Below are 21,929 nucleotides of genomic sequence, written 5' to 3' on the forward strand. Positions count from 1 at the left end.
TGCTCTCTTCCTTCTCTCTCAGGCGGCCACGCGGAAGCCGGCGTGGCCGGTCGAGCTGTCCGGGGTGTTGGCCGTGCGCGCCGAGGTGCGGTACCGGCGGCAGTAGGACGCATGACACAGGTAGGAACCGCCACGCAGCACCGGGCGGGGATCCCCGGCGCGGAACGTGTCCGCGGTCCACTCCCACACGTTGCCGGTGGTGTTCAGGAGTCCGAACCCGTTGGGCTCGAAGGAATCCACCGGGACGGTCCCCACCGGCCCCTCGGGCCGGTGCGGGAATTCGCCGCGCCAGACGTTCATCCGGTGGTCGTCGAACTCGGCACCCCAGGGGAACGGCTGCTGCACCAGACCGCCGCGGGCGGCGAACTCCCACTCGGCCTCGGTCGGCAGCCGGGCCCCCGCCCAGCGGCAGTAGGCGAGGGCGTCGGAGTGGGAGACGTGGACGACCGGGTGCGTGGCACGGTCGTCGATGGCCGACCGTGGGCCTTCCGGGTGCCGCCAGTCGGCGCCGGGCACGACACGCCACCACGGTGCGGCCGCGACCGCCGGTGTGGGCGGGGCGTCCGGCGGCAGGAGCCCGGCGAAGACCAGCGAGTCGCCGTACTGCTCGGCGCTGGTGCGGTAGCCGGTGTCGGCGACGAAGGCCGCGAACTCGGCGTTGGTGACGGCGTGCGGTGCGATGGCGAACGCGGCCACCTCGACCTCGCGCACCGGTCCCTCCCCGTCGCCGGGATGGGCGAGGGAGTCGTCACTGCCCATGAGGAAGCGCGCCGCGGGCAGGTCGATCAGGCCGGTGGTACGGGACCGCGCCGCGGGCGGCGGTGTTCCGGCGTGCTCGCCGGGCGGACGGCCCGGGGTGCAGCAGGTCATGATCCCGCCCCCTGAGCGGTGAAGGCGAATCGCTCCCAGAGGAAGACGGGAGACTGGGGCGTGTAGGTGCCCTCGATTTGGAACAGCAGGTAGCGGCCCGCGCCGCGCACGTATTCGTGGTCGTCGTCGGCCGCCGCGGCCACGGTGTCCCGGAAGGGCCGCACATGCTCGGGTGGCAGGGCGGTGAGCGCGTTGAGCGCCTCCAGGCGGACCGGGGCGGGGTGCGCGGCGGCCGAGAGTCCGGAAAGGACCGCCACGGCGTTCTCGTCGCCGGCAAAACGGGCGAGGGACTCGGCCGCGGGGATCACGACGAAGGGGTCGGGATCGTTGCCGACGACGGCGCGCAGCCGCGCCGCCTGCTCGGTCGCCGCGGCGCCGAGCGCGAGGATCCCGATCGCGCCCCAGCGGCGGACCGTCGCGTCGGGGTCGTCCAGGGCGCGGAGAAAACGGGGCAGTTCCGCGGGATCCTGGCGGGTCACCGCGTCGGCGACGTCGAGGACGCGCTCCAGCGGGTACCGGCCCGGCTCGCGGCTGCGCTCGTAACCCTCCACGGGGGAGCCTTCGGGCAGGAAACCGTTGTCGTGCACCGCGAGCAGGTGGGCGCGCAGCGCGCGGGCCAGGCGCTCCTCGACCGCGGCGTGGTGCGGATCGCCCACCAGGTTGACGACTTGGTCGGGGTCGCGGACGGTGTCGTAGAGCTCGACACCGGGCTTGGGGCGCCAGAACGCGTCCTGGACGGGGTCCAGCCGGCCGGCCCGGTGCCCCTCCTCCCACGACTGGTAGGCCGCGGCGAGCCAGGCGAACCCGAGGTGCCGGCCGTGGGGGCGGTGCGGGTGGTAGTTGCGGATGTAGCGGTACCGGGCGTCGCGCACCGTGCGGATGACGTCCGGGCGTTCGTCCATGCGGTTGCGCATGCCGAAAGCGAGCCCGGCCGCCGGGTCGAAGGCCTGCTGCGCGAGGCTGAGTCCCTGCATGTGGCCGGGGATCTCCCCGCCGGCGAGGTCCACCAGGGTGGGCGGGATGCGGATCGTGCTCACCGCGGCTTCGATCCGCGTGCCGCGCGCGGGGAAGCGAGCGGCGAAGCGGTCCGGCGCCGCGATGATCAGCGGCACGTGGAGCCCCTCGTCGTAGAGGAACCGTTTGGAGCGCGGGTGGACGCCGCCGTGGTCGGAGGTGTGGATGACGATCGTGTCGCCGGCCAGTCCGTCCGCGGTCAGCTGGGCGAGGAGTTCGCCGACGAAGGCGTCCAGGTTCGCGATGTGCCGGTAGTGGCGCGCGAGGTCGCCGCGCACGGCCGGCGTGTCCGGCAGGTAGGCGGGCACCCGGACCGCCGTGGGTGCGACCTCCGGAGTCTCCGGTGTGAACACCGAGCTTTCGTGTGTGCCGTCGAAGTTGAACACGGCGAGGAACGGGGCACCGGCCGGACGGTTGCGCCAGTGCGCGTCCGGTGAGCTCTCGTGCCAGATTGCGGCCGGGTCGAGGGTGGCGTTGTAGTCGGTTTTGGCGTTGTTGGTGCAGTAGTAGCCGAGATCGCGCAGGATCTCCGGGTACGTCCGCATCCAGCCGGGGATCTCGGCGCGGGCGCGCTGGTGGTTGGCCGGCGCGTTGCTCTCCGGGGCCACGCCGGTGAGCAGCGCGAACCGGGAGGGCGCGCACACCGGAGCGGCACTGAAGGCGTGCTCGAAGACGACACCGCGCCGGGCCAGGGCATCCAGGTGGGGAGTCCGGGCGTGCGGGTCGCCGTAGCAGCCGAACCGGGGCGGACAGTCCTCACCGACGATCCACAGGATGTTCGGACGCTGGTCCGGCGGCATGCGCTGCTCCTTGCACTGCGTTGCACCGAGGCTTGTTACACGTGTAACTTGACTGCCGCAGAGTTACACGTGTCATCAGCCGGGGCAAGTGATCCCAGAATGTGGAGGGCCGCGCGTGACCAGTGGTTCCGGGTCTCGCCCGACCAGCGCCGACGTGGCGCGGCTGGCCGGGGTCTCCAGGGCGACGGTGTCCTATGTGCTCAACGGCAAGGACGGCCACCGGGTCAGCGAGGCGACGCGGGACAAGGTGCTCGCCGCGGTGCGGACCCTGGACTACGCGCCGAACGCGGCGGCGCGGACGTTGCGCGCCGGGCACGGCGACGTGGTGCTGATGCCGCTGCCCAGCCTGCCGCTGAGCCCGCCGATCGACGCGAACATCCAGCACCTGGACCGCGAGCTCGCCGAGCGGGGCCTGCGCCTGTTGCTGCACGGTGACCGCTCCGGCGCCGGCGCGGCCGGTGTGCGGTCCTTCGCCGAGCTGCGTCCCGCGGCCGTGTTGCTGGACGCGCACCGGTGCACCCCGTCGGCGGTGCGCCTGCTCACGGGGGCCGGTGCGGTGGTGCTGGCGATCGGCAAGCCGCGCAGCGTGCGTGTGCCGTACCTGCCGATGGACTCCGTCGCGGTCGCCCGCCTGGCGACGCGTTACCTCCTCGACCGGGGGCACCGGCGCCTGGCGTGCCTGGTGCCCGGACCGCCGCTCGTGCCGCTGTCCGAGCCGCGGTTCGCCGCGGTGGCCGGCCTGGCAGCGGACGCCGGGGTGCCGGTGGAACGGGTGGACTGCCACATGGACGTGGACAGCCTGCGACCGGCGGTTGCCCGCTGGCGCGGGTCGGCTCGTCGCCGGCCGACGGCCGTGTACGCCTACAACGACGAGTTCGCGCTGCTGCTGATCGAGGCGTTGCGCGGGGCCGGTCTGCGGGTTCCCGGGGACATCGCGGTGATCGGCTCGGGGAGCTTCCCCATGGGAGCCGTGCTGCGCCCGACGCTGACGACGACGCACATCCCGGCCGGGCAGATCGCGCGGGCGCAGGCGTCGACGGTGCGGCGCCTGCTGGACGGGGAGCCGCTGAACCACGAGGAGATGGCCGCGGCGATGCAGCCGGTCCTCACGGTGCGCGAGTCGGCCTGATCGTCACCGCGGGCGGCGAGCGAAGCTCCCGCCGGCCACGACGGCCTGACGGGAACCCCCTGCGCGCCGGTCTCCTCGCCGGGCGACCGGCTGCCGGAAGGCCGTCGTGTCCTCGGTTGGTCGTCCGGAGCGCGCCGCTAGCGTCCTTCTTCCGGCGGGGCCTGCAGTGATCGCAGGCGCTCGGTGAAGACCTTGTTCTGGTCGCGGGTGGCGCCCGGTGTCCGGCCGTGGCCCCAGCCGAGCCAGCGGCGGTACTCGCCGAAGCGCTCGTCCCGTTCGAGCGCTTCCTCATCGGTCAGCGGCGACCCCTCGGGTGCGGGGCCGGACAGCGGCGCCACGAACAGCGCGTCGGCCGGACAATGCGCCTCGCACAGGAAGCAGGTCTGGCAGTCGGCCTGCCGGGCGATCACCGGGTGCCCGCCGGGGACGGCGTCGAACACGTTGGTGGGGCACACCTCGACGCAGATGTCGCAGTCGATGCACCGCCTGCTGCTGATCACTTCGATCACGCGGTGCGCACCTCCTCGGGCGCGGTCCAGACCTCGTCCAGACCGCCACTGCGGATTCGGTGTGTGCAGGCGGGGTCGGTGTAGGGTGCGTCGTCCCGGATCTGCAGGCCCCGGGACTCCCGGCGGCTCAGCGCGCTGGCGTACATCCACCGCGCGTGGGCGAGCATGGCCGCCGTCTGCCTGCCGTGCACCCCGTCCGGCGCGAGCCCGTCTGCCGCGGTGCGCCACAGGTCGTCCAAAACGGACAGTGACTCCCGGAGCCCGCGCTCGGTGCGGAACCTGTTGCGGGCGAGCGGGAGCACGTGCTCCTGGACCGTCGCCACCACCTCCTGGTGCCGGATGCCGGCCCGGCCGCGTGGCCGCAGGCCGGCCTGGCCCCGGGCGGTCAGGGGAGACCGCCCGGGTGGTCGTGCGGCCGCGAACCGAGCGGCCGCGTCCCCGGCCCAGCCACCCGAGGAGATCGCCCAGGACCCGTTGTGGCTGCCGCCGCCGGTGACCGCGCCGGTGACGAGCTCCCGGGACGCCGCGTCACCGGCGACGAAGAGCCCCGGCACCGTCGTCGCGCATCCTTCATCGGTGACCCGCAGGCCACCGGTCCCGCGCACGGTGCCCTCCAGCACGAAGCGCACCTCGAACCGTTCGGTGAACGGGTCGATGCCCATCTTGTCCAGCGGCAGGAAGAAGTTCGGCTGTGACCAGCGCATCGCGGACCGCACCTCGGGTCCGGCCTTGTCGAGCCGGGCGTACACGGGACCGCGCAGGGCCGCCCGCTGCAGCGCGACGCCGCTGCTGGCGGGCATCGAGCTGGGCAGCTCGCCGCCGTCGGCGTCGGTGAAGGTCGCGAACTGGTACATCAGGCCCTTCGTCTGCGCACCGAAGGCGGGCGCGATGCCGTACTGGCAGGAGAACTCCATCCCGGACAGCTCGGCACCGGCCTCGGCCGCCATCAGCGCCCCGTCGCCGGTGTCCACGTTCAGCCCGAGCGCGCCGGACAGGAACGCGCAGCCCCCGGTGGCCAGCACGACCGCGCCGGCCCGGATCTCCCACCGCGCACCGCCCTGCTGGCGGCGGATGCCGGCGGCGCCGGTCACCACGCCCTCGGGATCGGTGAGCAGCTCGGTGGCGGGCGAGTGGTCCAGGATCACCACACCCGCCCGCTTGACCTGACGGCGCATCAACCGCAGGTACTCCGGTCCCTGCAGGCTGCCCCGGTACTGTTCGCCGCTGTCGGTGACGGGGAACGGGTAGCCCCACTCGGCGAGTTCACCGACTGCCTCCCAGGTCCGTTCGAGGATGCGGACCATCCAGCTCCGCTCGGTGAGCCCGCCCGCCGCCGCCTCGCGGGCGGCGATCGCCCGGTCGCGGGCCGCGCGGTCCGGTGGCAGGTACCAGAGGTTGTTGCCGCCGGCGGCGGCCGAACCGGAGGTGCCGCAGTAACCCTTGTCCGCCAGGGCGACGCGGACCCCGCGGGCCGCGGCGGCAAGGGCCGCCCAGGTGCCCGCCGGGCCGCCGCCGAGCACGAGCACGTCGACTTCGGCGGGGACCGCGGTGGGGCGTCGCGTTCGGGGCATCGGTCGGGCCGCCCGGTCTCAGGCCGCGGCGCGGACACCCGGCGCGAGCCAGGCGTCGACGTCGAACGGTGCGGTTGCCAGCTTCTGCGCGACGAGGAAGGACAACGTGTCCCGGATGGTCTGGATGTCCGCCACGGTGGGCGCCGGGTCCCCGAACACCGAGGCGGGGTAGGAGGCCCGCACCACGTCGAGGGGAAGGCCGGTGATCTGCGCGACGTAGGCGTAGTACTTCTCCGGGTCCGCCTTGAGCTGGGTCGCCGCCGCGGCGACACCGGCGTTCCACGCGCTCGCCAGCTTCGGGTACTTCTTCACCGCGTCCTGCGAGAGGGTGATGTAGCTGTTGCCGGTCAGGCCGGGGTGGTTGCTGGCCTGGTCGATCGAGCGGTACCCCTTGGACAGCAGCAGGGGCCCGGTCCCGGTGGGTGCCGCGTAGGCGGCGATGTCGCCCTTGTCCAGGGCCTGCTGGGCGCTGTTGGCGAGCAGGAACGTCACCTTGACCGACGACGTCAGACCCGCGCTGTCCAGCAGTCCGACCAAGCAGCGGTGCATGTACGAGCCCTGCTGGGTGGCCACGGTCTTGCCCGTGAGGTCGGCGAGGCTGGTGATGCCGGGCCCGGCGATGAGCCAGGCGTCCTGCCCGCGCACCCCGATACCGGACAGCTGCGTCGGCAGATCGGCCGCGCGCCCCGAGATCGCGGGGGTGTCACCGAGCACGCCCACATCCAGCGAGCCGCCCTTGAGCGCCTGGTTGAGGTTGGGGCCGTTGGGGAACGAGACCCACTCGACCTTCGCCACCCCGGCCGCGTTCAGCTGCTGCTGCAGGATGCCCTGCTGGTAGGCCCAGCTTTCGATGCCCGAGGGCTGGCTGCCGTTGGACACGATCACGCCGACACGCAGGAGGGCGCCGTCCGAGCCGGCATCCGCGCCGCCGCAGGCCGTCAGCGCCAGCAGCAGGAGCACCCAGGGCAGGACGAGTCTTTTCACGGTGGGTCCTTCGATGTGGTAGAGGGGGTTCAGGAGCGCGGTACGGTCACGCCGAGCCATCCGAGCAGCCGTGCACGCAGCACGGCGAACTGCTCGCTGCCGGGGTCGCGTGGCCGGTCCAGGGTGACGGGCAGTTCCTCGGCGAGCCGGCCGTCCCGCAGGACGACGGCGCGGTCGGCGAGCACCAGCGCCTCGTCCACGTCGTGCGTGACGAGGATGGCGGTGAGGCGGTGCCGCGCCCACAGTTGCGCGATCAGCTGTTGCATCTTCAGCCGCGTCAGCGCGTCGAGCGAAGCGAGTGGTTCGTCGAGCAGGAGCAACTGGGGATCGCGCACCAGCGCCCGCGCGAGCGCGACGCGTTGCGCCTCGCCGCCGGACAACGTCTTCGGCCAGGCGTCGGCGACGTGGGTCAGGCCGACTTCGTCGAGCGCGGCGAGGGCACGCTGTCGCCGTCCGGCTGCGGGCAGTCCGAACGCGACGTTGCGCCACACCCGCCGCCACGGCAGCAGTCTCGGTTCCTGGAACGCCACGGATGTGCGCGCCGGGACGGCAACCTTTCCGCGCGCCCCGTGGTCGAGGGCGCCGACGATTCGCAGCAGCGTGCTCTTGCCCGAACCGCTCGCGCCCAGCAGGGCGAGGAACTCGCCCTGGCGGACCCGCAGGTCGACACCACGCAGGATCTCCCGGTCGCCGAAGGCGCGGTGCACGTCCTCGGCGATCACCGCCGTCCGGGTCGCGGTCCTGGGTTCGGTGAGCTCACGCACCTCGGTCATCTCACGCTCCGGCGAAGTTCTGGCGCCACGACAGCAGAAGCCGTTCGAGGCCACGGACGATCAGATCGGACAGCAGGCCGAGCAGCGCGTAGATCACCAGGCAGACCACGATCTTGTCGGTCTCCAGGTTGTTCTGCGCGTTGAGCATCAGGTAGCCGATGCCGCCGTCGGCGTTGATCTGTTCGCCGACGACCAGGGCGAGCCAGGCGGTGCCCAGCGCGAGCCGCACGCCGACCAGGATGTTGGGCAGGGCACCGGGGATGATGACCGACCTGGTCAGCCGGCACCGGCCGCGGTCGAACGTGCGCGCCGCTTCGACCAGCTTGGCGTCGACGTTGCGGATGCCGACGAAGGTGTTGATGTAGACCGGGAAACACACCCCGAGGAAGACCAGCGCGATCTTCGGGGTGTCGCCCACCCCGAACCACAGGATGAACAGCGGTGTGATGCCCAGGAACGGCAGTGTCCGCAGCATCTGCATCGGGCTGTCCACCAGGTCCTCGCCCGCGCGGAACAGGCCGCTGGTGAGCGCGAGCAGGAGGCCGGCCGGGATGCCCAGCGCCAGCCCGGTCGCCACCCGGGTGAGCGAGGTGGCCATCGCTTCGCCCAGATCTCCGCTGGAGATCAGGTCGACCGCCGCGCCGGCGACCTGGAGCGGGGAGGACAACGTGTCCTCCGGCAGCCAGCCCAGCGCCGAAACGAGCTGCCACAGCGCGATCAGTGCCACGATGACCGCGACGCGCCGCGCCCAGCGCGGGACCCGCGGCGCGTGGCGTTCACCCCGCAGGTACAGCTCGCGCAGCCCTGGCTCGGGGATCGCGGTCATGGCTTCCTCCCGCCGGTCTCGTCCCGCAGCGGCACCACCGGGACCAGTGCCGCGCCCGGGGTGCGGCCCCGGCCCCAGCCGATCGCGGCGCGGTAGCTGCCGAGCAGGCCGGACTCGTGCAGGCCCGCCTCGTCGGGGCGGTCGGGCAGGGGATGGGTCTGCGGCGCCACGAACAGCGCGTCGACCGGGCAGTAGGCCTCGCACAGGAAGCAGGTCTGGCAGTCGTCCTGCCGCGCGATCACCGGGATCCCGTCGGCGCCCGGATCGAAGACGTCGGTGGGGCAGACGTGCACGCACTTGTCGCAGGCGACGCAGCGGCCGGCGGACACGAGTTCGATCACGACGCCACCCGTTCCGTCTCGCCGGCCAGGGGCGACACCCACGGCTGGTCGAGGCCCCCGGTCAGCAGGCGGTAGCGCTTTCCGGGATCCTGACGCGGGAAGTCGGCGCGTTTGTGCATGCCGCGGGTCTCCGTGCGGGCCAGTGCCGCGGTGTACATCCACCGCGCGTGCGCGACCATGGCCGCGGCCTGCCGGGCGCGGACCGCGTCGCGCGCGGTGCCGAACAGGGACTCCCGCGCGTGCGCCCAGGTCCGGTCCAGCTCGGCCAGCGCGGGCTCCAGGCGGGAGCCGTCCCGCAGGTAGTTCTTGTCGTAGGGCAGCACCTCGCGCTGGACCGCTTCGACGACCTCGCGGTGGCCGTCCGCGGGACCGGCCGTGCCGGAGGGCCGCAACCCGGCGGTGCCGGTTCCGCGGAGGCGCCGCTGTGCGGCGTGCGGGCCGAGCGAACGGGCGTGCGTGGCCGCCGCGCGACCGGCCCAGATGCCCGAGGACATGGCCCAGGCCGAGTTGTGGCTGCCGCCGCCGGTGAAGCCGCCGCAGATGAGCTCACGCGTCGCGGCATCGCCCGCCGCGTAGAGCCCCGGTACCCCGGTCGAACAGTCGTCGCCGGTGAGGTGGATGCCGCCGGTCCCGCGCACCGTTCCCTCCGCGAGCAGCGTGACCTCGAACCGTTGCGTGAACGGGTCGATGCCGAGCCGGTCGAAGGGCAGGAAGAAGTTCGGCTGGGCGAGGCGCATCGCCCGCCGTACCGGTTCGTCGGCGTGGTCGAGGCGGCAGAACACGCGCTCGGACAACAGGGCGCGGGCGATCACCGACCGGCCGCGCTGGCTGCCCGCGCCCTCCAGCACGCTGCCGTCCTCGTGGAAGAACGTCGCGTAGGTGTAGTAGGCGGTTTTGGTGACCGAGGTGAACTTCGGGGCGATCGCGTAGGCGTTGGAGAACTCCATCCCGGACAGCGCGGCACCCGCTTCGGCGGCCATCAGCGCGCCGTCGCCGGTGTTGACGTCGCACCCGAGCGCGCCCGAGGAGAACGCGCACCCACCGGTTGCCAGCACGACGGCGCCGGCCCGCACGCGGTAGGGGATGTCCTGTTGCCGCCGGTACCCCGCGGCACCGGCGACGGCGCCAGAGGCGTCGGTGAGCAGCTCGGTGACCGGGCTGTGGTCCAGGACGCGCACGCCCGCCCGCTGGACGCGGATCCGCATGCGGCGCAGGTACTCCGGGCCCTGCACGCCCTGCCGCAGCTGCTCGCCGTCGTCACCCACCGGGAACGGGTACCGGCCCACCTCGGCCAGCTCGCCCATCGCCTCGTAGGTCTGGTCGAGCACCCGCGCCATCCAGCGCCGGTCGGCGAGGTAGCCGCCGAGCCCTTCGCGGCTGGCCATCGCGGCTTCCCGGCGGTCCGGATCCGGTGGTACGTACCAGACACCGGTGCCCGCCGAGGCCGTCGCACCGCTGGTGCCGCAGTACCCCTTGTCCGCCAGGACGACGTCGGCGCCGGCCTGGGCCGCCTTGAGCGCGGCCCAGGTCGCGGCCGGGCCGCCGCCCACGACGAGGACGTCCGCGGTGAGTTCGAGCATGGTCACCCCTCAGGCCGCTTGCGGTGTCAGCAGGTCGTTGAGCCAGGGCAGCACCGCCGACCGCGGGTCCACCGCCCGGGGCAGCAGTCCGTTGGCGGCCAGTAACCGCGCCGCGCGGTGCTGTTCGTCGAGGAACTCCTCGCTCACCGGATGCAGACCGAACGGGCGGCTGCGCAGCGCGTGTTCCCAGCGGTCCAGGTCGGCTTCCGACGTGGTCCCCGCGTCCTCGGCGAAGTAGCGGGCGGCCTCGCGGGGATTGGCCTCGACCCACGCGTCGGACTCCTGCAGCGACCGCACGATCGCGGTGAGTTCGTCACGGTGGTTCTCGGCGAAGTCGCGGCGGGTGAACCACAGCGACGGGTGGCTGAACAGGCCCTCGGTCTCGATCAGGGTCCGCACCGGGCCTGCCTGCTCGACCACGCCCAGCGCCGGGTAGGCCCCCACCCACGCGTCCAGCTCACCGGAGGAGAACGCCGACGGCCCGTCGTGCACCGCGGTGTCCACCGGCTCGATGTCGGACCAGGTCAGCCCGGCGCCCTCCAGCGCGAACAGCAGCAGCGTGGTCTGCCAGGATCCGTGGGCGACGCCGACGCGGCGGCCACGCAGATCGGCGACGGTCCGGATGGGCGACCCGGGCTTGACGACCAGCCTGCCGTTTTCCACCCGCGGGCCGGAGATGCCGACGTAGACGAGGTCGCGGTCGTGGGCGAGGCCGGTCACCGGCGGCGTGAAACCGGTGCCGATGAAGTCGTAGCCGCCCGGCTCGAACAGCCAGTCCGAGTGCAGGGTCGGCAGCGCGGACTTCGGGTCCACCGGCGGTTTCGCGGGCAGCGCGCGCAGGTCGACCCACTCGACGGCGGGCAGCCTGCGCTCCACGATTCCGCGGTGCCGCAGGACGAACAGGGAGTTGTTGTTGGGGAAGAATCCGATCCGGACGGTCATCGGGGGTGCGCTCCTCAGTGCTGGGGGATCAGGCCGAGGCGCCGGGCCTCGTCGACGAGACCGCTGCGGCTCCACTGCGCGACCAGGTTGGTCGGGTCGAACTCGACCGACCCGCCCAGGCCCTCGGCGATCGCCTGGAACTGGGCACCCTCTTCGAGCAGTACGATGAACTTCGCGGTCTCCAGCAGGCCGTCGCGGCCGAGGACGTTGACGCCGCCGTTGGCCTCGAAGATCGCGGCCAGGTGCGGGTCCTCCCGCAGGCGCTCCAGGATGAACTCGCTCGCCGGCCGGCTGCGGTCGATGTGCGGCGGGATCTCCCGCGACAGCGTGAGCCGCTGGGACGCGGCGTAGCGGATGGGCAGGGTGCGGTGGGTCTGCGCCCATCCGCCGAGCCAGGGCGTGTGGATGTGCACGACCGTGGTGATCTCCGGGTGCTCGCGGAACACCTTGCTGTAGCCGCCGACGAAACCGGCCCGCCCGCTGCCGGAGAGCACGGTCCCGTCGAACGTGGCGACCACGGGTTCGACCTCCCGGCTGTCTGCCCACGGGCCCGGCTCGTTGAGCGCTACGGCGATCTCCGTGCCGGGCACCCGTTCGACGAAGTTGACGGTGCCGTTGGCCGAGGTGGTGCCGGTTTCGCGGAACACCCGGAACGCCTTGTCGGCGTCCCTGCGGGCGTTCTCGACGAACTCGGCGACGGCCGGATCGAGTGTGACAGTCATGGTTCCTCCTGGTCAGGCGACCGGCGCGGGTTCGCGCACGGCGCTGGGCTGGGTGAAGCGGGAACGGCCGAGCAGGGGGAGGACCTCTTCGCCGACGCGGTAGGCCTCCTCCAGATGCGGGTTGCCGGCGAGGATGAACGCGTCGACGCCGAGGTCGAGCAGCTCGTCCAGGCGTTGCGCGACCTGCTCGTAGCTGCCCACGAGACCGAACGCGGGCCCGCCGCGGAGCAGGCTGAAGCCGGCCCACACGTTCGGTTGCACCTCGACGTCGCGGTAGCCGGTGATGGTGTCGGGCACCCAGCCCTTGATCCGGCCCGCGCCGACGGAGTCGCCGCGCGCCTGACGGGTCGCGATCGCGGGGTCGACGTGGCGCCAGCCCTTCTCGATCTCGGCCCAGGCGGCTTCCTCGGTGTGCCGGGCGAGGATGTCGATGCGCACCGCGAACTTCGGCGTGCGGCCGAGCTTCGCGGCGTGCTCGCGGACGCCGTCGAACTTCCGCTCCAGGTCGCCGAAGGGCTCCAGCCACGACAGGTAGTAGTCGGCGTGCAGGCCCGCGGCGTTCACCGCGGCCGCCGACGAGCCGGAGAAGTAGATCTCCGGGAAGGGTTCGCCGGTGAGGTGTCCGGGCAGTGCGGCGCCGCGGGTGGCGAAGAACCGCCCGTCGAAGTCGAACGGTTCGCCGCGCCACACGCCCTTCAGGACGTCCAGGAACTCCGAGGTGCGGGCGTAGCGGTCGTCGTGGTCGACTTTGTCGCCCCACCACAGCTGCGCGGGCCCGCCACCGCCGGAGATGATGTTGTACACGAGCCGCCCGCCGGTGGCGCGCTGCAGGCTCGCCGACATGCGCGCCGCCTGCAGCGGGTGCAGGAAACCGGGCTGGAAGGCCACCATGAACCGGTAGGTGCTGGTCTCGCGGGCCAGCGCGGCCGACAGCGCCCAGGGGTCCTCGGTGCCGGGGAACGACGGCAGCAGCCCGCCGAGGAACCCGGCGGCTTCGGACGCCTTGGCCACGGCCGCGGCGTGGTCGATGTAGGCGTACCCGTCGGGCCGTCCGTCGCGGAGGGCGGGGGCGATGTTGCCGGGACCGAGGCCGCCCCAGTCGCCCCGGTTGCGGACCTTGGGGGTGCGCAGCGAGGCGTGGTCACCGCCCATCCCGATGCGCCAGTAGACGTCGACGGTCATGCTCGTGCTCCCCTCGGGGTGCGGCCTGCCGGATCGGCCAGGTGCAGCAGGTGCTCGCCGGCCCGGTGGATCTCCTCGATCGCCGGGTGCCCGGACAGGACGACGGTGTCGATCCCGGCGCGGGTGTACTCGCTCAGCCGCCGCGCCACCTGGTCGTAGCTGCCGACCAGCCCGACCGGGGTGCGGTAGCCGATGCGGTCGAAGCCGTCGAACCGCACGCCGTCCCGCGCGCGCGAGCGCACTTCGTGCTCGGTGGCGGACGGGTCGATCTCCCGCCAGAGCCGCAGCACCCGGGCCCAGGCCTCGTGTTCGTCCTCGCGCGCGATGACCGGCAGCACGAGCCCGGCGCGCACCGTGCGGCCGTGTTCCGCCGCGGCGGTCTCCAACGCGCCGATGTCCGCCGCCAGGTCCGGGGTGGACTCGGTGAACAGGTGCACGTCGCCGTGGGCCGCGGACAACGTGATCGCCTCCGGTGAGGTGCCGCTCAGGTGCACCACCGGGAACGGGTGCCCGTCGGCGGCTTCGTCGAAGCCGCCGGCGATCACGTCGAAGTAGGTGCCGTGGTGGTCGAACTCGCCGCCGTCGAACCCGCCCGGTGCGGCGCCTCGCCCGGACCACACACCACGGGCGACGGTGAGGAATTCGGCGGCTCGTTCGTAGCGCTCGGGGCCACTGACCCGGTCGCCACGCTGCCGCTCGTCCTCGGGGTCGGTGTCGACCTTCAGCAGCCAGTCGAGCCGGTCGGCGCCGAGGCGCCGCAGGGTCAGCGACATCTTCGCCGCGTACACCGGTGTCCCGAACGAGGGCGTGAACTCGACGACGACCCGGGAGTGGCGGGTGTGGCGCAGCGCGCCGCCCGCCACGATCCACGACTCCTCACCGTGCGGGTCGTAGGGCACCACCACACCGTCCAGACCGGACAGCTCGGCCGCATCGACGACCTGGTGCAGGTGGTCGAAACCGTCGCGCCGCCACAGGTTCGGGTCCGCGCGCCTGCCGTCACCACGGGTGGGCAGCTCCCACAGGTAACCGGTCATGCGGTGCGCTCCCCATTCAGGAGCGCGCGAGCCTGCTCCAGGGGTTCGGGCGCGACCCACGAGCCGAGGTCGAAGTCGGCGGCGAGGAACCCGTGTGCGTACAGGAACTGCTTCTGCACGCCGAGCAGCTCGACCCGTTCGTCGGACAAGTCCGGGTGCAGGCCGCGGTGGAACCCGTCGCCGTAGGCCGCGACGACCCCCTCCGGACCGGAGAACGTCTCGCGCGCGAGGACGGCGCGGACCTCGTCGAGGTGGCCGGCGGCCCAGTCCGCGGCACGCAGGGTCGCCGCGAGGAACCCGGTCACCAGCTCCGGCCGGTTCTCCAGCAGATCGGCGTGCACGGTGATGGGGCGGGGAGTGCCGTTGTTGACCCGCCCCCGACGGGTGGTGGCGGCGTCGAGATCGACCGCGACCCGCAGGCCCTGTTCCCGTGCCGCCTCCGCCGCCCGCGCGCCCTTCACGTAGATCGCGTCGACCTCGCCGGCCACGAGTTCGGCGATGCCCCAGGTGGTGCCGCGGGTGGCGCGGCCGCGCACCTCGGGGTTGCGGTTCACACCGATCTCGGTCACCGTCACGTCGGCGAGGGTGCGGCCGGCCAGGCGCAGCGCGTTCGCGAACCCGTGCAGGGCCATCGCCCGCGGGAAGCTGCGGGCCTGGTCGGCGGCCCAGGACGGGATGCCGATCCGCGCACCGGCGAGGCCTTCCGCGTCCGCGATGGGGGAGTCGCCGCGCACCAGGATCGCCTGCGCCTCGTCGATCCAGGTCAGGCCGATGAGCCGGGTGGGCGAGCCCTGGGCGCGGGCGGCGAGGGCGGGTACGTTGCCGCCTTCCCGGATCAGTCCGCGCAGCCGGTGGTCGTAGTGGTGGACCGCGATCTCCGGCCCGGCGTCCTGGAGGATCTCCAGGGGCAGCCCGTGCTCGCCCGCGTTGGCGGAGAGCCAGCCGAGGCTGTGCGCGAGGCCGCTGGCGGTGGGCACCGGACAGCGCGTGTACCAGAGCGTGTCGATTGCGGGCTCACTCGCGATGGTCATGGGATTCCTCCGGTGGGGTCGGGGCGCCGCCGACGCCCAGCTCGGCGAGGAAGGCGGCGCGGTAGCGGAGCGCGGCGGGGTCGGTGCGGTCGCGGGGACGGGGCAGGTCGACGACGACGTCGTGACCGAACCGTCCGTTGTGGAGGATCAGCACCCGGTCGGCGAGCCGGACGGCCTCGTCGACGTCGTGGGTGACGAGCAGGACCGCGGGCCGGTGACGGGCGACGAGGTCGCCCACGAGGTCCTGCATGCGCAACCGGGTCAGCGCGTCGAGCGCGGCGAACGGCTCGTCGAGCAGCAGCAGTTCCGGTTCACGCACCAGCGCCCTGGCGAGCGCGACGCGTTGCGCCTCGCCGCCGGAGAGCGTGGCGGGCCAGGCGCGGTGCTTGTCGGCGAGGTTCACCTCGGCGAGGGCCCGGCGCCCGTTGTCCTTGGTCTGCCTGCCGGGCGGCTGGCCGACGACCACGTTGGACAGCACCCGCTTGGACGGGATGAGCCGCGGTTCCTGATAGACGACGGTGCGCTGCCGGGGGACCAGGATCTCCCCGGCGTCCTGCCGTTCCAGCCCGAGCAGGAGCCGCAGGAGGGTGGTCTTGCCGGTGCCGCTGGGACCGAGCAGCACGACGAACTCGCCGCGGCTGATCTCCAGGTCGATGCCGTCCAGCACGGTCTTGTCGCCGAAGCTTTTGCGCACGCCCGAAAGCGACACCGCGAGTTCGGTGGCGGTGGTGGTCATCGCGCGGCCACCCCCGCCCGCCACGGCATCGCGAAGCGTTCCAGCACGCGCACCGCCCCGTCGAACACCAGGCCCAGGACGGCGTAGAGCACCACGCACAGCACCATGTAGTCGGTGCGGTTGTACTCCTGCGCCAGGCTGACCAGGTAGCCGATGCCCTCCCGGGTGCCGACCTGCTCGGCCGCGATGAGGCCGGTGACGCTGATCGACAGGCAGATCCGCAGCGCCATCAGCACCGACGGCAACGCCGAGGGCAGGATGGTGCCGAACACCAGCCGGGGCCCGCGCAGCCCGAAACTGCGGGCCGCCTCCAGCATCTTCCGGTCGACGTTGCGGACACCGAGGTAGGTGTAGGCATACATCGGTGCCACGGTGGCGACCGCGATCAGCAGCACCTTGAACGTCTCGTCGATGCCGAACCATGCGATGAACAACGGCACCAGGGCGAGGAACGGGATGGCGCGGTTGATCTGCATGGTCGCGTCGATCAGCTCCTCACCGAGCGCGGACAGACCGGAGAGGACCCCGAACAGGAGCCCGAACGCGACGCCGAGGAACACACCCGCGGCCGCGCGCTGCAACGAGGCGAGCGTGAAGTCCACCAGCTGCCCGGTCTGCAACAGCTCGGTGAAGGCGCTCCACACCTTGGGCGGCCCGGGCAGGATCTGTTCGGAGATCCCGCCGGTCGCCGTGCCGGTCCACCAGATCGCGACGAGCAGCAGCGGAACGGCGAACCGCACGGCAACCGACAACCAGCGCGGCCGCCGTGTGCGTCCCTGGAACACGGGGCGGACGAGGCCGGCGGGCCCGGTGCGCACGGGGCCGGGCGCGGTGACGGTGCTCATTTGGCCGCCTTCTGGTATTCGGCGAGCTTGGCGGGCAGGTCGTAGAACACGTCGGCGGCGGTGATCGTCCGCTGGATCACGTGGTTCTGTGTGAACAGGTTCGCGACCGATTCGAGATCGCGCGCGTCCTTCTCGTTGGGGTAGCGGGGAACCGCGGCCTGCGCGCCCAGCGCGAGCGCGCGCTGCAGCCGGTCGCCGGACAGCGCGCGCGGCCCGGCCTTCTCGAAGACGTTCTCGAAGTCCGCCGGGTTGGCCCGCTGTTGCACGGTCAGCTGCTGCAGCGTCTCCAGGTACTTCGCCGCGACGTCCGGCCGTGCGTCCAGCACCTCGGTGCGGAACGCGACGATGGTGTTGTCGACCGAGCCGATGCTCTGTTCGGTGGCGATCTCCACGCCGCCGTTGGCCTTCGCCTCCTGATAAGGCTCGTTGAACGACGCCCACGCGTCGACCTGGCCGGTGGCGAACGCGGAGGTCGCGTCGGCCTGCTGCAACGGCACCCGCTCGACCTGGTCCACCGGCACGCCGGCCTGGGCAAGGGCCTGCAGCGTGATGTACTCGCCCTTGCCTGCCGGGTTCACCGCGACGCGTTTGCCCGCGAGGTCGCGCACCGACCTGATGCCCGATCGCGGGGTGGCCAGGATGCCGTTCTGGTCCTTGCCGACCGGATCGGCGACAGCGATGATCCGGACACCGACGTCTTTGGACAGGGCGCCGACAACGGGGCTGTACGCGCCGCCGGAGACGTCGAGTTGCTTGGTGTTGAACAGTTTCAGGTTCGAGCTGAAACCCGGTGTGCTCGGCACCCATTCGATGCGGGCACCCAGTGGTGCCAGTGCCTTGTCGAACGTCCCGTCCCGTTTGCCGACCGCCAGCGGACCGGCGTTGCCGGGATCGGTGACCTTGAGGACGAAGGTGCCGTCCGCGTCGGTGCTCGTGCCGGCGCCGGCACCGGTGCACGCCGTGGCAAGTGCCAGCAGGGGGACGAGCGCGAGGGCGAGGAGGGGTTTCCGGCTGCGCGGCATGGGGGTGACTCCTGGTGGGAGGGAACCGGTTCGGGGTCCGGTGCAGATGCGGGCAACGATAACCACGCCGTCCTAGCGGAGCGAGAAGTTCCAAAGAATGGAATGCAGGCCCGCGTGGTTTGGCATCACCGTGCAATTAACCGGTGGGCTTACCGCTATCTGGAATGCTGTTACGCTGGTGCGCATGGCACGAGAAGGTGGGGACGGCGTGCAGACCGTCGCGCGGGCACTGGCGGTTCTCGGGTGTTTCCGCGGCGGCGGGGAGCTGGGGGTCACCGAGCTGGCCCGCCGGGTGGAACTGCCCGCGAGCACGACCCACCGTCTGGTCTCCGCGCTCGTCGACGCCGGTTTCCTGGAGAAGAGCCCGACCTCGAACCGGTACCGGATCGGCGGGGCGCTGGCCGAGTACGGCCAGATCGCCTATCGCCAGCACCGGATCTACCTCGTGGAGCCCCATCTGGAGCAGCTGGCGACCACCACCGGCGCCTCGGCGTCCATCGCGGTGCGGCACGGCAACGACATGGTGCTGCTGGGCACCAGCCGCTGGCGGGAGGCCGACGGACACGAGCTCCAGGGCGTCCGGATTCCCCTGCACGCCAGCGCACTGGGCAAGGCGCTGCTCGCGTGGTCCGACGTGTCCGACGACGAGCTGGCGCGGCTGCCGTTCACCGACGGCACCGACCGCGCCCCGACCGACCCGGCCGAGCTGTCGAAGGAACTGGTCCTGACCCGCGAGCGCGGGTGGGCCTTCAACGACGAGGAGCTGGCCGTGGGCTTTCGCACGATCGGCATCCCGGTGCGTGATACCGGCGGCCGGGCCCGCTTCGCGCTGGGCCTGCGCGGCACGACGAGCCTGATGATCCCCGAGCGGGTGCCCTTCTTCGCGGACCTGGCGAAGGTCACGGCCGACGACATCGCCGCCGTGCTGTTCGCGAGCTGACCCGTTCCACCCAGTGGCCGCCTGGTGGGAAGGGTGGTCGATTCTTGCGCGGTCAACTACTGTCGCGATCATGTCGAAGGCAGTCGCCTTGGCCGGCAGGCGATACGTCGACCTGTGCCGGCTCTTCGGTTCACTCTGTCGCTGATCCCCCCAGCACGGGCGGCCACGCACCCGTGGCCGGCTCGATTCTGTTCGTCCCCCGCGATTCCAGCCCCGGGGCGCTTCGTCGTGCCCGGCGAATCCCCCTGGTGTCCCCGTTTTCCGGTTTTCGGTACCGAGAGGTTCGGTCTACACCCCATGACTGCAGAAAGTTCCACCCCGGCCGGCGCGCCCGCGGTTCTCGACCCGCCAGACGGCGAACTGCGCACCGGCGCCGTGTCCGGACTGGGGGTTTTCGCCCAGGGCCTGGCCGCCGCGGCACCCAGTGTCGCGATCGCCAGCGTCCCGGGCTCGCTGTTCCTCGTCAGCGGCAAAGGTGCGCTATGGGCGGCGATCATCGGCGGGGTGCTGGTGTACCTGGTCGCCAGGGTGATCGCGTTACAGGCACGGCGGACGGTCTCGTCCGGTTCACTCGGCACGTACGCGGGTAACGGTCTCGGCCCGGTCGCCGCGTTCGTGACCGGGTGGGCACTGATCCTCGGGTACATCGGGTTCGCGGCGGGCGGTGTGCTCGGGGCGGTCCTGTACTTCAATTCGTTCCTGCAGGAGATCGGTCTGCACACCGATCACCTGGTGGTCAAGATCGTGCTCTTGATGCTGGCGACCGCCGCGGCGTTCTACATCCCCTTCCGCGGCGTGAGCGTGTCGGTGAAGCTGGGGCTGGGGTTCGAAATCGTGTCCCTGGTGGCGATCGCGGTCATCCTGGTGGCCTCCTACGTCGCCTACGGGGCGCGCATCGACGGTGCGCAGTTCGACCTGTCCCACCTGGGACACAGCACCACGCTGATCGCCGCCGTCACAGCGGTCGGGTCCTACGCCGGGTTCGAGAGCGCTGCCTCACTCGGGCACGAAGCGCGCGACGCGCACCGCAATGTGCCCCGCGCGATCCTGCGGCTGGTCATCGGACTGGCGGTGCTGTACCTGCTGGCCACCTATCCGGAAGTCCTCGGTTTCCAAGGGCCCGAACCACTCGGCACGGACAGCACGCCGCTGCCGGTGGTGGCCCAGAACGCCGGGGTCGGCTGGGTGACCTACGTCGTCGACCTGTCGCTGGGCACCGCGATGATCGTGTTCTCCTCGGCGGTCATCAACTCCGGCGCCCGCAGCCTGTTCACGCTCGCCCGCGAGGGCGCGCTCCCTGGCCCGCTGGGTCGCGTGCACCCGCGCTTCCGCACCCCGCATCCGGCGATCGCGCTCGTCGGGCTGGTCGGGTTCGTGATCGGGCTGATCGGCACCGTCACCTCGGTCGGCCGCTTCCAGTGGGACGTCTACGTGGGCATCGTCTCCAGCTACGCGTACCTGTTCGCCTACCTGCTGGTGACGATCGCGACGCCGCTGTGGCTGCGCAGGATCAAGGCACTCACGCCGGGCGGCCTCGTGGTGTCGGTGCTCGCGGCCGTGGGCATCTTGTACGTGATCTACAAGAACCTGGTGCCGGCGCCGGAGGGTGCCTACCGGTACCTGCCCTACGTGTTCCTCGTGCTGCTGCTGGCCGGGCTGGCCCGCTTCCTCCGGCTGCGCGCCGTGCGCCCCGAGGCCGCGGCCAGGGTGGGTTCGATCCAGACCCTGTCCGAATCGGAGCAGGTGCGCCTGGCCGAACTCGGCATCCTCGACACCATCCGCCGCCGCGACCTCCGTTGACGAGCCGCACCACCCACTACTTCGCCGGCCTTGTCGCGGACGGCGGGAACGGAGGAATCCGGTGACCGAGCACATCCGGACGTTGACCACCGCGGACGAGATCAACGCCGGCTTCCGCGTGTTCCTGCGCGCCATGGTCGGGCTGCCGTTCCGCGACGTGGATGCCGTGGAGGTGACCGACCCGGGACGCTACCTCGGCGCGCTCGACGGGACCGAGGTCGTCGGCGGCGCCGACTCCTACGGGAGCTGGCTGGCCGTGCCGGGTGGCGCGCGCGTGCCGCACGCGGCGGTCACGCACGTCGGCGTGCTGCCGACGCACCGGCGCCGCGGCATCGTCAGCAGGCTCATCGCACGGCAGCTCGAGGACATCGCTGCGCGAGGCGAGGTGGTCGCGTCGCTGCGGGCTTCGGAAGCGGTGATCTACGAGCGGTTCGGGTACGGAGTCGCCAGTTCCGTGCGATCCGCGCGCGTGAACCTGCGCCGCGCCAAGCTCCGTCCGGAAGTGCCCGCGGGCGGCCGGGTCCGGCTCCTCGACCGGGCGGTGACGACGGAGGCGCTCGCCGGTATCGCCGACCGGGCGGCGTGGCCGGGTGCGATCGGCCGTCCCGCGGGCTGGTGGCGGCTGCAGGAGATCCTTCGCGCGGCGGACCCGGTCACGCACTACGTCGTGGTGCACAGCACCGAGGGCGTCGACGACGGCTACGCGGTCTACCGGCCCCTGGACACCGGCGGCTGGTTCGCCAGCCAGGAGAAGACCGTCACGGTCACCGATTTCGTCGCCCTCACCGACTCGGCGCGGGCGGGGCTGTGGCGCCACCTGCTGTCGCTGGATCTGGTGGACGTGATCGCGTTCGAGTCGCTGCCGCTGGACGATCCGCTGCCGCTCGCCGTCGTCGACCGCAGGGCGGTCGAGCTGGGCCCCGAGCGCGACGAAACCTGGCTTCGCCTGGTCGATGTCGAGGCGGCGTTGCGCGAGCGCGCCTGGGGTGAGGAGGACGCGGTCGCGCTCCGCGTTAGCGACCCCCTCCTGGAGAGCAACAACGGCACCTTCGAAGTGGGCCCGAAGTCCGTCGCGCGCACGAACTCCGCCCCGCACCTGAGCGCCGACGTCGCGACGCTGGCCGCCGCCTACCTCGGCGGCACCCGGTGGCGCCACTTGGCCGCGGCCGGCCGGGTCGCCGTCCACGATCCGGACGCCCTCCGGCGCGCCGACGCCCTGTTCGCCACACCGTCGGCGCCGTTCTCCGGCACCGTGTTCTGACCCGACAGGAGATT

Annotated in this window: 21 protein-coding genes; 4 read left to right on the forward strand and 17 right to left on the reverse strand. The window is 72.2% G+C overall.

Features of this window, described 5'->3' with window-relative positions:
- Window positions 1–18: 18 nt before the first annotated feature.
- The gene (locus L2C96_RS24270) at window positions 19–870 is read right to left on the reverse strand and encodes a formylglycine-generating enzyme family protein (protein ID WP_237337902.1); all 852 of its coding nucleotides are present in this window, start codon (window positions 868–870) and stop codon (window positions 19–21) included.
- Window positions 867–2,684: a sulfatase-like hydrolase/transferase gene (locus L2C96_RS24275; RefSeq protein WP_237337903.1), complete on the reverse strand. Its 1,818-nt coding sequence runs from the start codon at window positions 2,682–2,684 to the stop codon at window positions 867–869. The genes L2C96_RS24270 and L2C96_RS24275 overlap by 4 nt, the downstream gene beginning before the upstream one ends.
- A 115-nt stretch (window positions 2,685–2,799) precedes the next feature.
- Here L2C96_RS24275 and L2C96_RS24280 point away from each other — a divergent pair, with 115 nt between their 5' ends.
- The gene (locus L2C96_RS24280; protein ID WP_237337904.1) at window positions 2,800–3,813 is read left to right on the forward strand and encodes a LacI family DNA-binding transcriptional regulator; all 1,014 of its coding nucleotides are present in this window, start codon (window positions 2,800–2,802) and stop codon (window positions 3,811–3,813) included.
- 137 nt (window positions 3,814–3,950) lie between these two features.
- On the opposite strand, the gene L2C96_RS24285 is transcribed toward L2C96_RS24280, so the two are convergent.
- Genes L2C96_RS24285 through L2C96_RS24360 form a run of 15 tightly spaced genes read right to left on the reverse strand, consistent with a single transcriptional unit; the run spans window position 3,951 to window position 17,914 of the window.
- On the reverse strand, window positions 3,951–4,322 hold the full coding sequence (locus tag L2C96_RS24285) for a 4Fe-4S dicluster domain-containing protein (RefSeq protein WP_237337905.1): 372 nt from the start codon (window positions 4,320–4,322) through the stop codon (window positions 3,951–3,953).
- Entirely contained in the window at window positions 4,319–5,893 is a 1,575-nt protein-coding gene (locus L2C96_RS44640) for an FAD-dependent oxidoreductase (RefSeq protein ID WP_272883182.1), read from the reverse strand. Before L2C96_RS44640 ends, L2C96_RS24285 begins: the two co-directional genes overlap by 4 nt.
- Before the next feature lie 18 nt (window positions 5,894–5,911).
- Window positions 5,912–6,877 carry an ABC transporter substrate-binding protein gene (locus tag L2C96_RS24300; RefSeq protein WP_237337907.1) on the reverse strand — a complete coding sequence of 322 codons (966 nt, stop codon included), beginning with the start codon at window positions 6,875–6,877 and terminating at the stop codon, window positions 5,912–5,914.
- 29 nt (window positions 6,878–6,906) lie between these two features.
- Window positions 6,907–7,650 carry an ABC transporter ATP-binding protein gene (locus tag L2C96_RS24305; RefSeq protein WP_237337908.1) on the reverse strand — a complete coding sequence of 248 codons (744 nt, stop codon included), beginning with the start codon at window positions 7,648–7,650 and terminating at the stop codon, window positions 6,907–6,909.
- 1 nt (window position 7,651) lies between these two features.
- The gene (locus tag L2C96_RS24310) at window positions 7,652–8,476 is read right to left on the reverse strand and encodes an ABC transporter permease (protein ID WP_237337909.1); all 825 of its coding nucleotides are present in this window, start codon (window positions 8,474–8,476) and stop codon (window positions 7,652–7,654) included.
- Window positions 8,473–8,817, reverse strand: coding sequence for a 4Fe-4S dicluster domain-containing protein (locus L2C96_RS24315; protein WP_237337910.1), 345 nt, complete (start codon window positions 8,815–8,817; stop codon window positions 8,473–8,475). Before L2C96_RS24315 ends, L2C96_RS24310 begins: the two co-directional genes overlap by 4 nt.
- Window positions 8,814–10,397: an FAD-dependent oxidoreductase gene (locus tag L2C96_RS24320; RefSeq protein WP_237337911.1), complete on the reverse strand. Its 1,584-nt coding sequence runs from the start codon at window positions 10,395–10,397 to the stop codon at window positions 8,814–8,816. Before L2C96_RS24320 ends, L2C96_RS24315 begins: the two co-directional genes overlap by 4 nt.
- Window positions 10,398–10,406: 9 nt before the next feature.
- Entirely contained in the window at window positions 10,407–11,339 is a 933-nt protein-coding gene (locus L2C96_RS24325) for an ABC transporter substrate-binding protein (RefSeq protein ID WP_237337912.1), read from the reverse strand.
- 14 nt (window positions 11,340–11,353) lie between these two features.
- Complete coding sequence (locus L2C96_RS24330; RefSeq protein WP_237337913.1) at window positions 11,354–12,061, reverse strand: class II aldolase/adducin family protein; 708 nt, start codon at window positions 12,059–12,061, stop codon at window positions 11,354–11,356.
- A 12-nt stretch (window positions 12,062–12,073) separates the two neighbouring features.
- Window positions 12,074–13,243, reverse strand: a complete 1,170-nt coding sequence (locus tag L2C96_RS24335; RefSeq protein ID WP_237337914.1) for an LLM class flavin-dependent oxidoreductase — start codon at window positions 13,241–13,243, stop codon at window positions 12,074–12,076.
- On the reverse strand, window positions 13,240–14,280 hold the full coding sequence (locus L2C96_RS24340; RefSeq protein ID WP_237337915.1) for an LLM class flavin-dependent oxidoreductase: 1,041 nt from the start codon (window positions 14,278–14,280) through the stop codon (window positions 13,240–13,242). Before L2C96_RS24340 ends, L2C96_RS24335 begins: the two co-directional genes overlap by 4 nt.
- Window positions 14,277–15,311, reverse strand: coding sequence for an ABC transporter substrate-binding protein (locus L2C96_RS24345; protein WP_237337916.1), 1,035 nt, complete (start codon window positions 15,309–15,311; stop codon window positions 14,277–14,279). Before L2C96_RS24345 ends, L2C96_RS24340 begins: the two co-directional genes overlap by 4 nt.
- Entirely contained in the window at window positions 15,295–16,047 is a 753-nt protein-coding gene (locus L2C96_RS24350; RefSeq protein WP_237337917.1) for an ABC transporter ATP-binding protein, read from the reverse strand. The genes L2C96_RS24345 and L2C96_RS24350 overlap by 17 nt, the downstream gene beginning before the upstream one ends.
- Window positions 16,044–16,892 carry an ABC transporter permease gene (locus L2C96_RS24355; protein ID WP_237337918.1) on the reverse strand — a complete coding sequence of 283 codons (849 nt, stop codon included), beginning with the start codon at window positions 16,890–16,892 and terminating at the stop codon, window positions 16,044–16,046. Before L2C96_RS24355 ends, L2C96_RS24350 begins: the two co-directional genes overlap by 4 nt.
- Entirely contained in the window at window positions 16,889–17,914 is a 1,026-nt protein-coding gene (locus tag L2C96_RS24360; protein ID WP_237337919.1) for an NrtA/SsuA/CpmA family ABC transporter substrate-binding protein, read from the reverse strand. The genes L2C96_RS24355 and L2C96_RS24360 overlap by 4 nt, the downstream gene beginning before the upstream one ends.
- Window positions 17,915–18,098: 184 nt before the next feature.
- On the opposite strand from L2C96_RS24360, the gene L2C96_RS24365 reads away from it, so the two are divergent.
- The 3 genes from L2C96_RS24365 (at window position 18,099) to L2C96_RS24375 (ending at window position 21,915) form a co-directional block, all read left to right on the forward strand.
- Window positions 18,099–18,854, forward strand: a complete 756-nt coding sequence (locus L2C96_RS24365) for an IclR family transcriptional regulator (RefSeq protein ID WP_237337920.1) — start codon at window positions 18,099–18,101, stop codon at window positions 18,852–18,854.
- Window positions 18,855–19,151: 297 nt separating this feature from the next.
- Entirely contained in the window at window positions 19,152–20,654 is a 1,503-nt protein-coding gene (locus L2C96_RS24370; protein ID WP_237337921.1) for an APC family permease, read from the forward strand.
- A gap of 61 nt (window positions 20,655–20,715) precedes the next feature.
- Window positions 20,716–21,915, forward strand: a complete 1,200-nt coding sequence (locus L2C96_RS24375; protein ID WP_237337922.1) for a GNAT family N-acetyltransferase — start codon at window positions 20,716–20,718, stop codon at window positions 21,913–21,915.
- Window positions 21,916–21,929: the final 14 nt, after the last annotated feature.

It is taken from the genome of Amycolatopsis tucumanensis (assembly GCF_021654135.1).
Classification (GTDB): Bacteria; Actinomycetota; Actinomycetes; order Mycobacteriales; family Pseudonocardiaceae; genus Amycolatopsis_E; species Amycolatopsis_E tucumanensis.